Consider the following 11747-nt stretch of genomic DNA (forward strand, 5'->3'; position numbering starts at 1 on the left):
CCTCAGCCCTGCTCGGCCCGGCGCGCGGACACCTCGTGCACCAGCGCGACCACCCGGGTCAGCACCTCGGGGTCGGTCTCCGGCAGGACGCCGTGGCCGAGGTTGAACACGTGGCCGGGGGCCGCGCGGCCCTGCTTGACGATCCGCCGGACCTCGGTCTCCACCACCGACCAGGGGGCGAGCAGCACGGTGGGGTCGAGGTTGCCCTGCACCGCCCGGTCCGGGCCGATCCGGCGGGTGGCGACGTCCAGCGGGGTGCGCCAGTCCACGCCGACCACGTCGGCGCCGGCCTCGCCCATCGCGCCGAGCAGTTCGGCGGTGCCCACCCCGAAGTGGATCCGGGGCACGCCGGCGTCGGCCAGCCCGGACAGCACGGTCGTCGAGTGCGGCAGCACATAGCGGCGGTAGTCGGCCTCGGAGAGCGCGCCGGCCCAGGAGTCGAAGAGCTGCACCGCGGAAACCCCGGCCCCGATCTGCACCCGCAGGAAGGACAGCGTCACCTCGGCCAGGCGGGCGCAGAGCGCGTGCCAGAGCTCCGGCTGGCCGTACATCAGGGCCTTGGTCTTCGCGTGGGTCCGCGACGGGCCGCCCTCGACCAGGTAACTGGCAAGGGTGAACGGCGCGCCGGCGAACCCGATCAGCGGGGTGGCGCCCAACTCGGCCACCAGCAGCCGGACCGCCTCGTCCACGTAGGACACGTCGTCGCGGCCGATCGGGCGGATCCGCTCGACGTCCTCGGCCGTGCGCACCGGCTCGGCCACCACCGGCCCGGTGCCCGGAACGATGTCCAGGTCGACCCCGGCCGCGGCGACCGGCACCACGATGTCGCTGAACAGGATCGCCGCGTCGACCCCGTGCCGGCGCACCGGCTGGAGGGTGATCTCGGCCACCAGGTCCGGGCGGCGGCAGGACTCCAGCATCCCGACGTTGGCCCGGATCTCCCGGTACTCCGGCAGCGACCGGCCGGCCTGGCGCATGAACCAGACCGGGGTGTGCGGGACGGGCTCGCGGCGACAGGCCCGGACGAAGGGCGAGTCGGCCGGTCCGCCGGGGCGGGGTGCTCCGTCTCGGGCGGCAGTGCCCGTGGTGTCGGTGGTCATCGCGGCAATCGTGCCACGCGCGGGGAGGACCCCAGCGGGCAGCGCCGGCTTTTGTGACCCGCGCCCGCCGGGCCCTCCGGCCCTGGTGCGGACGGGCGGAACCGTGCCGCCGGTCCGCCGCGCCGCATCGCTGCGGCCCCCCACCGTGGTCCCGGCGTTCGGCGCGCCGTCCGCGCGGGCGGGCGGGGCGCGGCATAGGCTGCCGGTCATGGCCCCCCCGATCGCGCTCCCGGAGACCTTCGCCCGCGCGGTCGCCGGGCTGCGGTCGGTGACCCCTCGGGCGGAGATCGCGCTGGAGGAGGTCGGCGCCCCCCAGCGGCTCGCCCCGTACGCCTTCGCGCTCTCCGCCGCCGTGCTGCGCGACGAGGACGAGGTGGCCACCGGGCGGCTGATCCTGCTGCACGACCCGGCCGGTCACGAGGCGTGGCAGGGCACCCTGCGGCTGGTCACCTACGTCACCGCGGAGCTGGAGGTCGACCTGGCCGCCGACCCGCTGCTGCCCGGGGTGGGCTGGACCTGGCTGGTCGACGCCCTGGAGGCGCACGACGCGCGCTACCGGGCGGCCGGCGGCACCGTCACCCAGACGATGTCGACCCGGTTCGGCGAGCTGGCCGGCCCGCCCGCCGCCGGGGACGTCGAGATCCGCGCCTCCTGGACGCCGCTCGGCGACGACCTCGCCCCGCACCTGGAGGCGTGGTGCGCGCTGCTCGCCTCGACGGCGGGGCTGCCGCCGCCCGGGGTGACCGCGCTCTCCGAGCGCCGCTCGGCCGGCGCGGCCTGACCCCTGGCGAGGACGCTCAGAGGTAGTTCTCGGCCTCGTCGCAGACCTTGTTCATACCCTTGCTGGCCTTGTCGAAGGCGCTGCGGTTGCCGGCCGCCGCCGCGCCGAGCGCCGTGGTCAGCTTGTCCAGGCAGGTGGCGATGACCTTCTTCTGCCGGGCCTGCTCGTCCCGGTCGTTCCGGGTGCCGGTGAGGTCCTGCTCGGTGTCCGCCAGCTTGTCCTGGGCGCTCTGCAGGTCGACCCGGAGCTTCTCCATCTCCTTGGTGTTGGCGGCGATGGTGCCGTCCCGCTCGCTCACCTGACCCGACAGCCGCCGCTCGGTGCTGGCCAGCTCGCTGCTCTTCACGACGAACAGGCCGGTCATCACGCCGCTCAGCACGAAGAGCAGCCCGGCAACGAGGGCCAGGATCAGCACCGTCCGGCCCTTGCCGGCACCCGGGGCGGGCACGCCGAACGGGGGCGCCGATCCGGGCGGGGCGGACATCGGCTGCCCGTACACGGGCCCCGACACCGGCGGGGCGGACATCGGCTGCCCGTACACGGGCCCGGAGACCGGCGGAGCCGACATCGGCTGCCCGTACGCGGGCCCGGAGACCGGCGGAGCCGACATCGGCTGGCCGTACACGGGCCCGGAGACCGGCGGGGCGGGCGCGTACTGGCCGGGGACCGGGGGCGCGGAGACCGGCCCGCCCGGGTGCGGCGCGCTCGGCGCGGCGGCGGCATGGGGGGCCGCCGGCGGCTGCTGACCGGGGACGGTCGGCGGCTGCGGCGGGTACGCCGGCCGGAAGCCCTCCGGCCCGGTCGGTGGCTGGGACATCTGTTCTTCCTCCAGGTGACTGGTCCGCCGCGATGCGCCGCGACGGACCGGGGATGAGCTGGGTCGATGGCCGACAGGGTGTCGGCGGGGCCGGCCGGGAACGGTCGGCGGGAAGGAGGGGCGGTCGGTGGACACCGGCCGGAGCCGGGCGCAGCGCCGACCCGGGGCGGGGATCAGCAGATCCGGAATCCGTCGCAGGCGGTCTTGATCGGCACGGCGAGCCCGATGCCCTCGGCGTCGCGGGCCTTGGCCGTGGCGATGCCGACGACCTGTTTCGCGCCGTTGATCACCGGCCCGCCCGAGTTGCCGGGATTGATCGGGGCGTCGAACTGGATCACCTGTCCGGGGCCGTCCTCGTTCTTGCGGAAGGCGCTCACCACACCGGTGGTGACGCTGTCCGCCAGCCCGAGCGGGGCGCCGACCACGACGATCTGCTGCCCGGACTTCACCGGGCTGGGCGCGGTGGTCAGGCCGCTGAACCTGCCGGTGGCCCGCAGATGGGCGATGTCGTTGTCCTTGTCGACCTTGACGATGGTGGCCGGGAAGCGCTGGTCGGTCCGCTCCAGGAAGACCTGCCGACCGCCGCCCTCCCAGACCGACTCCACCACGTGGAAGTTGGTGAAGAGGTTCGCCGCGCCCCCGGCGGCGGGCTTGCCGACGACGAAGGCGGTGCCGGTGAACTGGCCCGCCCGGACGCGGAAGACGCTGGGCAGCACGGCGCTGGCGATGGCCTCCGGGCTAAAGGCGGCGCCCGCCTGCTTCTCCAGCGCCCCGGCCCGCTGCTCGAGGCCGTCGAGCCGGACCTCGGCGCCCTCCCGCGCCGCGGCGAGCCGACCGTCGGTGGCGGCGACGCGGTCGGAGAGCCGGTCGATCTGGTACGCCTGGACCCCCGTGACCACCGCCAGCACGCCCGCGAGCACGAGGGCGGACACGGTGAGCCCACGCCCCCGGTGCGGCGCCGACGGGCCGGGCGGCGGCAGCGCCGCGGGCGGGAAGGGGCCGAGAGCCGGCGTACCGGGGAACGGCCCGGGTGTGCCCGGGTAGGCCGGCGCGGCGGGCGCCGCAGCGCCCCACTGGCCGGGCTGCGGCGGCGGGGACCAGGTGCCGCTGGGCGGCGGGTGGGCCCCGGCCGGCGCGATGTCGATGGTCGGCTGCCCCGCGAGGCCGGGATGCTCGGCGCCGGCCGCCGACGGCGGGGTCGGCTGGCCGGGTGCGTTCGGCGGCGGGTACGCCGACGGCCAGGGCCGCTCGATCCGGGGTGCCAGCGGTCCGGGGCGGTCGTCGCCGGCCGCCTGCGGCCCGCGCTCTTCCGTGCCCTGCCTCGGTGTCCCGCCGCCCGGCCCGTACCCAGTCGTCATGGTGGCCCCCGCCCTTCCCGTCGCCCCCGTGTGGCGCCACCTCGGGCACTTCGACCGGCGCGACGCCCGATGGACCGTACCTGCGCGTACGCGCTTTGTCTCCCACGTTGTCCGGCCTTTCGCGACACCGTCCGGCCGCTTCGCCGACACACGCCGGACCGGCTGCACACACCGGATCGCGCGGCGCACTAGGGTTGTCAGGTGACCGACGAACCACCCCTGCGCCGTCGGGCCGCCGAAAGCCGTACGGGAGACGACCAGCCCTCGGCCGCGCCGGAGCCGGAGGACGTGGGGACCGACCAGCCCAACGGCGGACCCGTTCCGCTGACCGCTCCCCGCGACGGCACGCCCCAGCCGGTGGCCACCCCGAGCGAACTCGACGAGGTCGTGGCCCGCTTCGCCGCGGGCGACGGCCCGGTGGCCCTGGACGCCGAACGCGCCTCCGGCTACCGCTACAGCCAGCGCGCCTACCTGGTGCAGCTGCGCCGGGAGGGCGCCGGGACGGCGTTGATCGACCCGCTGCCGCTGCCCGACCTGACCGCGCTCGACGAGGCGATCGGCGGGGCGGAGTGGGTGCTGCACGCCGCCAGCCAGGACCTGGCCTGTCTGGCCGAGGTGGGGCTGCGCCCGCGCCGGCTCTTCGACACCGAGCTGGCCGCCCGGCTGGCCAACTTCGAACGGGTCGGCCTGGCCGCCCTCACCGAGCAGCTGCTCGGCTACACGCTGGAGAAGCACCACTCGGCGGCCGACTGGTCCAGCCGGCCGCTGCCCGAGTCCTGGCTGACCTACGCCGCCCTGGACGTCGAGATGCTGGTCGACCTGCGCGACGCCCTCGACGAGGAGCTGAAGCGGCAAGGCAAGTCGGAGTGGGCGGCGGAGGAGTTCGCCGCGCTGATCCGCAACGGCGCCCGCCCGCCCCGGGTCCGCGCCGAGCCGTGGCGGCGCACCTCCGGCATCCACCGGGTACGGGGAGCGCGCGCCCAGGCCCGGGTCCGCTCCCTGTGGTACGCCCGGGACCAGATCGCCGCCCGCCGGGACGCCGCCCCGGGTCGGGTACTGCCGGACTCGGCGATCGTCGCCGCCGCCGAGCTGGACCCGAAGGACGAGAGGACGCTGCTGACCCTGCCGGGGTTCGGCGGCCGTTCGGTGCGCCGGCTGGCCCGCACCTGGCTGGCGGCGCTGGACGACGCCCGGCAGCTGCCGGACGACGCGCTGCCGGTCACCCCGGCGGTCGAGGGTCCGCCGCCGCCGCACCGCTGGGCGGAGCGGGACCCGGTGGCCGCCGGCCGGCTGGCCCGCTGCCGCGAGGTGGTGGTCCGGGTGGCCGCGGAGCACAACCTGCCCGCGGAGAACCTGATCGCCCCCGACTCCGTACGCCGCCTGGCCTGGGTGCCCCCGGACGAGATCACCGAGGCCACCGTCGCCGAGACCCTGCGCGGCTACGGCGCCCGCGAGTGGCAGCTCACCCTCCTGGTTCCCGCCCTCACCGAGGCCCTCCCCACCTCCTGACCACCCCGCCCTTCGTTGATCATGAAGTTGTCGCCCTCCCACTCAGCGTGTCGGGGCGATAACTTCATGATCGACGGCGCTCGGGCGGGCGCGGCCGGGTGTGGGGTGGGCCACATGGGGGGTGCTGTCGGGGTTGGTTACTGGCGAGTAGCATCCGGGGGAACACGCCCGCGCCGGCCGACCCTCATTCGGTCCGTAGCGCCGCCTAGCGGCGCGAAGGCCGAATCATGGTCGAAGAGGAGGCTCCAAGTGCCCCGTGAAGTTCGGGATGTCGTCTTCGTCGACGGCGTCCGTACCCCGTTCGGCAAGGCGGGTGGCATGTACGCCAACACCCGCGCCGACGACCTGGTGATCCGCTGCATCCGCGAGCTGCTGCGCCGGAACCCGCAGCTGCCGCCGGAGCGGGTCGAGGAAGTCGCCATCGCCGCCACGACCCAGATCGGCGACCAGGGTCTGACCATCGGCCGCACCGCCGCCCTGCTGTCCGGCCTGCCCAAGACCGTGCCCGGCTTCGCCATCGACCGGATGTGCGCCGGCGCGATGACCGCCGTCACCGCCGTGGCCGGCGGCATCGCCATGGGCGCGTACGACATCGCCATCGCCGGCGGCGTCGAGCACATGGGCCGGCACCCGATGGGCGAGGGCGTCGACCCCAACCCGCGGATCATCGCGGAGAAGCTGGTCGACCCGTCCGCGCTGGTCATGGGCGCCACCGCGGAGAACCTGCACGACCGGGTCCCGCACATCACCAAGGAGCGCACCGACGCGTTCGCGCTCGCCTCGCAGCAGAAGACCGCCAAGGCGTACGCCAACGGCAAGCTCCAGGACGACCTGGTGCCGGTCGCGATCCGCGACGAAGACGGCGGCTGGGGCCTGGCCACCACCGACGAGGCTCCCCGGGAGACCTCGCTGGAAAAGCTCGCCACCCTGAAGACCCCGTTCCGCCCGCACGGCAAGGTCACCGCGGGCAACGCGGCCGGCCTGAACGACGGCGCCACCGCCAGCCTGCTCGCCGACGAAGCCACCGCCCGCGAGCTGGGCCTGCCGATCGCCATGCGCCTGGTGTCGTACGGCTTCGTGGGCGTCGAGCCCGAGGTGATGGGCGTCGGCCCGATCCCCTCGACGGAGAAGGCGCTGCGCATCGCCGGCCTCACCATCGACGACATCGGCCTGTTCGAGCTGAACGAGGCGTTCGCCGTGCAGGTGCTCGCCTTCCTCGACCACTTCGGCATCGCCGACGACGACCCGCGGGTCAACCCGTGGGGCGGGGCGATCGCCATCGGCCACCCGCTCGCGTCCTCCGGCGTACGGCTGATGACCCAGCTGGCCCGCCAGTTCGCCGAGCACCCCGAGGTCCGCTACGGCCTCACCGCCATGTGCATCGGCATCGGCATGGGCGGCACCGTGATCTGGGAGAACCCGCACTGGGAGGGCAACAAGTGAGCGCGCTCGCCGCACCGAACGAGGTCGTCACCAAGGCGCTGCTGCGCGCGGTACGAGTGCCGGGGCTGGACAAGCCGGCCGCCCTGATCACCCTCGACAACGGCTTCGACCACACCAAGCCGAACACCTTCGGCCCGGCCGGTCTGACCAGCCTGGACGAGGCGATCACCGCCGCGCTGGCCGCCGACCCGGCGTTCATCGCGGTCACCGGCAAGCCGTACATCTTCTGCGTCGGCGCCGACATCGTCGGCCTGCCGGCGCTGGCCGACCGCGAGCAGGCGCTGGAGATCGGCCGGCTCGGCCACCGGGTCTTCGCCCGGCTCAAGGACAGCCCGATCCCGACCTTCGCCTTCGTCAACGGCGCGGCGATGGGCGGCGGCCTGGAGCTGGCCCTGCACTGCCACTACCGGACCCTCTCCGGCGGCGCGGCGGCGCTGGCGCTGCCCGAGGTCTCGCTCGGCCTGGTCCCCGGCTGGGGCGGCACCCAGCTGCTGCCGAACCTGATCGGCATCCCGGCGGCGACCCAGGTGATCATCCAGAACCCGCTGATGCAGAACAAGATGCTCAAGCCGAAGCAGGCTGCCGAGATGGGCATCGCGGACGTACTGCTGGAGCCGGCCGACTTCCTGGAGCGGTCCCTGGAGTGGGCCGCCGGCGTCGTGCGGGGCGAGGTCACCGTGACCCGGCCCGAGGTCGACAAGGACATGTGGGGCGGCGTGCTCTACTTCGCCCGGCAGACCCTGGACCAGCGGCTGCACGGCGCGGTCCCGGCCGCGTACAAGGCGCTGGACCTGCTGGAGACGGCGAAGGACGCCGACTTCGCCACCGGCACCGCCGCCGAGGACGAGGCGCTGGCCGACCTGGTCTTCTCCGAGGAGCTGCGCAGCGGCCTGTACGCCTTCGACCTGGTGCAGCGGCGGGCCAAGCGGCCGGCCGGCGCGCCGGACAAGGGCCTGGCCCGGCCGGTCACCAAGGTGGGCATCGTGGGCGCCGGCCTGATGGCCAGCCAGCTCGCCCTGCTCTTCGCCCGCCGCCTCCAGGTGCCGGTCGTCATGACCGACCTGGACCAGGCCCGGGTGGACAAGGGCGTCGGCTACGTGCACACCCAGATCGAGAAGGCCGTCAGTAAGGGCCGGATGGACAAGGGCACCGCCGCCAAGCTGTACGGCCTGGTCAGCGGCTCGGTCGACAAGGGCGTCTTCGCCGACGCCGACTTCGTCATCGAGGCGGTCTTCGAGGACCTGAACGTCAAGAAGCAGGTCTGGGCCGAGCTGGAGAAGATCGTCAAGCCGGAGGCGGTGCTCGCCACCAACACCTCGTCGCTGTCGATCACCGCGATGGCCGAGGAGCTGGAGCACCCCGAGCGGGTCGTCGGCTTCCACTTCTTCAACCCGGTCGCGGTGCTGCCGCTGCTGGAGATCGTCCGCGGCGGGCGGACCGACGACGCCACGCTGGCCACCGCGTTCGCGGTCGGCAAGCAGCTCCGGAAGTCCTCCGTGCTGGTCTCCGACGCCCCGGCGTTCGTGGTCAACCGGCTGCTCACCCGCTTCCTCGGCACGGTCTTCGCCGCCGTCGACGCGGGCACCCCGCTGGACGTGGCGAACAGCGCGCTGGACCCGCTGGGTCTGCCGATGCGCCCGCTCGCCCTGCTCCAGCTGGTCGGGCCGGCCGTGGCGTACCACGTGGGCGGCACCCTGCACGCCGCCTTCCCGGACCGGTTCGGCGTCAGCGAGAACCTCAAGCGGATCGCCGACTCCGGCCAGCCGATCGTGGTCGACGACCAGATCAACGACGAGGTCGCCAAGCTGCTCGTGGTCGGCGACCAGCCGCTGACCGCCGAGCAGGTACGCCAGAACGCGCTGGACGCGCTGGCGCAGGAGATCCGGCTGATGCTCGACGAGGGCGTCGTCGCCGAGGCGCAGGACATCGACCTGTGCATGATCCTCGGCGCCGGCTGGCCGTTCCACCTGGGTGGCGTCACGCCGTACCTGGACCGGACCGGCACCTCCGAGAAGGTCACCGGCAAGCGGTTCCTGCCGCGCGGGGTCGCCAGCCTGCGCGGCTGATCCCTCCCGCTGTACCGCGATCGCGGTGGTCGGCACGCCCGTCACAGGGCGTCGCCGGCCACCGCGGTCGCGTCTGGGGCACCGGTGCGGGCCAGCCCGGACGCCACTTGCCCGGCCCGGTCAGACTCGGACGGGGCAGCGCGGCCGGTCCACGGCTCGCTAACATCACGCGTTCTCACCCTCGCCTGGAGCTGATGCATGTCCACACCGCCGGTCGACCCCTGGTCCACGCAGCCGGAGCCCGGCTCGTACCCGCCTCCGCACCAGCCACCAGCGCCCCCGGGCACCGGGCCGACCCAGGCCTGGCCGCACGTGCCGCAGCAGGGCGGCCACCCCGACGCCACCCAGCCGTACGGCCGGCCGGCCGATCCGCAGCCCACCCAGCCGTACCCCGCGTACCAGTCGGGGCAGGCGGGGGTCCACCCGCCTGCGCAGCCGGGCGGGTACCCGGGCGGGCAGCCGGACGGCTTCGCCGGCGCCCCGGCGTACGGCCTGCCGCCGGCGCCGCCGGCGAAGAAGTCCCGGCTCGGTCTGATCCTGTCGCTGGTCCTTGCCGGGTTGCTGGTGCTCTGCGCGGGCGGCGGCGGCCTGGCCTACGTGGCGCTCTCCGACGACGACCCGGACCCGAAGGCCAGCTCCAGCCCCGGCGTCTCCGCCGCCCCGACCTCGGCGGCCGCCGAGCCGAGCCCGTCGGAGGAGGAGGCCGAGCCGGCCCCGGACATCCGGCTGGTCACGCCGAAGACGCTGGCCGGCCGGCCGAGGAACACCGAGCCGCAGCTGCGCCGGATCGCCGACGAGATGGTCCGGGACATGAAGTCCGGGGTACGCAACGAGACCGGCGCGGTCGGCGCCTTCTACGGCAGCGCCGGCAAGCGCAACCTGGTGATGGTGGCCGGCGCCTCCGGCCCGGTGCTCTTCCCCGAGAAGGAGCTGGACGACGCCGTCGCCGGGCTGTCCTCGTCGCTGGCGGTCAAGAAGATGTCCACGGTCAACCCCGGCCCGCTCGGCGGCGTGGCCAAGTGCGGCGCCGGCAAGAGCTCCGGCATCGCGCTCGGGGTGTGCACCTGGGCCGACGAGGGCAGCGTCGGCCTGATCGTGATGTTCTTCTCTTCGGCGACCAAGGCCAAGGCCGAGTTCGCCACCATCCGGGGTCAGGTCGAGAAGCGCTCCTGAGACGGAAAGCGCAGGTCACGGTGGCCGGACGCCCCGCTCGGGCGGCACCGGCCACCGCGACCGTCGACCTCGGACCGACCGGGGGTGCCCGGTGCGGACGGGGCAGCGGGTGCCGGGTGAGCTGGCTAATATCACGCGTCCTCACCTGACGATCTGGAGCTGACCTCATGTCGCAGCCGCCGTCCGATCCCTATCAGTCGCAGCCGGGAAGCGGCGCGCCCTACGGCTCGTACCCGCCGCCGCAGCAGCCGGGCGGCTACCCGGCACCGCAGCAGCCCGGCGGCTATCCCCCGCCGCAGCAGCAGCCCGGCGGCTACCCGCCGCCGCAGCAGCAGGGCGGTTACCCGGCACCGCAGCAGCAGGGCGCCTTCCCGGCCCAGGGCGGCCAGCCGTACGGCGACCCGAGCCTGCCGCCGGCCAAGAAGAAGTCCAACGTCGGCAAGATCGTGCTGATCTCGCTCGCCGTGGTGCTGGTGCTCTGCCTGGGCGGCGCCGCGATCACGTTCTTCGCGGTCAAGGACGAGGTCAAGGAGACCGTCGACGCCACCAAGACCCGGGTGGTCGCCCCGGCGACGCTCGCCGGTCGAGCCAAGTCGACCGACCCGGCCCTGCTCAACGGCGCCAAGCAGCTCGAGACGGAGCTGAAGAGCTCCCTTCCGGACGCCACCAGCACGGTCGGCGCGTTCTACGGCACGGCGGCCAAGAAGAACCTGGTGATGATCGCCGCCGCCTCCGGCCTGAACACCAACCCGACCAAGACGATGGACGACACCATCAAGGGCGCCGGCCAGAGCGACGTGCAGCTCGGCGAGATGAAGAAGGTCGACGCCGGACCGCTGGGCGGGGAGGCCAAGTGCGGCGACGCCGAGGCCGCCAACGTGCCGCTCGGCGTCTGCGTGTGGAGCGACAAGGGCAGCCTGGGCATGATCATCGTCTACTTCAAGTCCGGTGACGAGGCCGCCGCCGAACTGCCCACCATGCGCGGGCAGATCGAGCAGAAGTCCTGACCCGTACGACCTGAGGAAGGCCCCGTCCACCGAGGTGGACGGGGCCTTCGTCGGCTCAGCCGGCCGTGGCGGCCCGCTCGGCGGCGCTGCGCAGCACGCAGAACTCGTTACCTTCCGGGTCGGCCAGCACCACCCAGCCGGAGCCGTCCGGTCGGCGGTGGTCGGCGACCTGGACCGCGCCGATGCCGAGCAGGCGCTGCACCTCCTCGTCCCGGGTCCGGTCGGTGGGCTCGAGGTCGAGGTGCAGGCGGTTCTTCACCACCTTCTCGTCGGGCACGGCCAGGAAGAGCACCTCCGGCCCGCCCGGGGGCAGCAGCATCGCCTCCGGGTCGCCGGGGAAGTCGTCCGGCTGGCGGGGGCACTCGAAGACCTGGGCCCAGAATCCGGCCAGGGCGTACGTGTCGCGGCAGTCGATGCCGATGTTGTGGATCCGTGCACTCACGGTGTTCCTCCGCAGTGGATGGACGCGCCCCGGGTGCGTGGAATGTCAGCG

At 74.1% G+C, this 11747-nt stretch carries 10 protein-coding genes; 6 read left to right on the forward strand and 4 right to left on the reverse strand.

The genetic code is table 11. The features are described 5' to 3' along the window. Positions 1-2: 2 nt before the first annotated feature. Positions 3-1100 (reverse strand): uroporphyrinogen decarboxylase, encoded by a 1098-nt coding sequence (gene hemE, locus ACTMS9_RS17880; RefSeq protein WP_441165517.1) that lies wholly within the window; start codon positions 1098-1100, stop codon positions 3-5. A 208-nt stretch (positions 1101-1308) separates the two neighbouring features. On the opposite strand from hemE, the gene ACTMS9_RS17885 reads away from it, so the two are divergent. Further along, positions 1309-1881, forward strand: a complete 573-nt coding sequence (locus ACTMS9_RS17885; protein ID WP_357606506.1) for a DUF3000 domain-containing protein — start codon at positions 1309-1311, stop codon at positions 1879-1881. A gap of 16 nt (positions 1882-1897) precedes the next feature. Here ACTMS9_RS17885 and ACTMS9_RS17890 read toward each other — a convergent pair whose 3' ends face one another. Both ACTMS9_RS17890 and ACTMS9_RS17895 read right to left on the reverse strand, forming a co-directional pair. Continuing rightward, positions 1898-2698: a hypothetical protein gene (locus tag ACTMS9_RS17890; RefSeq protein ID WP_441144182.1), complete on the reverse strand. Its 801-nt coding sequence runs from the start codon at positions 2696-2698 to the stop codon at positions 1898-1900. Between the two features lie 173 nt (positions 2699-2871). Further along, entirely contained in the window at positions 2872-4056 is a 1185-nt protein-coding gene (locus ACTMS9_RS17895) for a trypsin-like peptidase domain-containing protein (protein ID WP_441165518.1), read from the reverse strand. A 201-nt stretch (positions 4057-4257) separates the two neighbouring features. Between ACTMS9_RS17895 and ACTMS9_RS17900 the strand changes: the two genes are divergently transcribed. The 5 genes from ACTMS9_RS17900 to ACTMS9_RS17920 all read left to right on the forward strand — a co-directional run bounded on the left by ACTMS9_RS17900 (position 4258) and on the right by ACTMS9_RS17920 (position 11254). After that, positions 4258-5565 carry a ribonuclease D gene (locus tag ACTMS9_RS17900; protein WP_441144186.1) on the forward strand — a complete coding sequence of 436 codons (1308 nt, stop codon included), beginning with the start codon at positions 4258-4260 and terminating at the stop codon, positions 5563-5565. 249 nt (positions 5566-5814) lie between these two features. Continuing rightward, on the forward strand, positions 5815-7008 hold the full coding sequence (locus ACTMS9_RS17905; protein ID WP_441165519.1) for a thiolase family protein: 1194 nt from the start codon (positions 5815-5817) through the stop codon (positions 7006-7008). Beyond that, entirely contained in the window at positions 7005-9074 is a 2070-nt protein-coding gene (locus tag ACTMS9_RS17910; RefSeq protein ID WP_441144190.1) for a 3-hydroxyacyl-CoA dehydrogenase NAD-binding domain-containing protein, read from the forward strand. The genes ACTMS9_RS17905 and ACTMS9_RS17910 overlap by 4 nt, the downstream gene beginning before the upstream one ends. A 198-nt stretch (positions 9075-9272) precedes the next feature. Further along, positions 9273-10247, forward strand: a complete 975-nt coding sequence (locus tag ACTMS9_RS17915; RefSeq protein ID WP_441165520.1) for a hypothetical protein — start codon at positions 9273-9275, stop codon at positions 10245-10247. Between the two features lie 167 nt (positions 10248-10414). Further along, positions 10415-11254, forward strand: a complete 840-nt coding sequence (locus tag ACTMS9_RS17920; RefSeq protein WP_441144194.1) for a hypothetical protein — start codon at positions 10415-10417, stop codon at positions 11252-11254. A 55-nt stretch (positions 11255-11309) separates the two neighbouring features. Here ACTMS9_RS17920 and ACTMS9_RS17925 read toward each other — a convergent pair whose 3' ends face one another. Beyond that, the gene (locus ACTMS9_RS17925; RefSeq protein ID WP_238450131.1) at positions 11310-11696 is read right to left on the reverse strand and encodes a VOC family protein; all 387 of its coding nucleotides are present in this window, start codon (positions 11694-11696) and stop codon (positions 11310-11312) included. Positions 11697-11747 lie beyond the last annotated feature (51 nt).

Origin of the sequence: Micromonospora sp. L31, from assembly GCF_052068075.1 — a bacterium.
GTDB classification, from domain to species: Bacteria; Actinomycetota; Actinomycetes; order Mycobacteriales; family Micromonosporaceae; genus Micromonospora; species Micromonospora purpureochromogenes.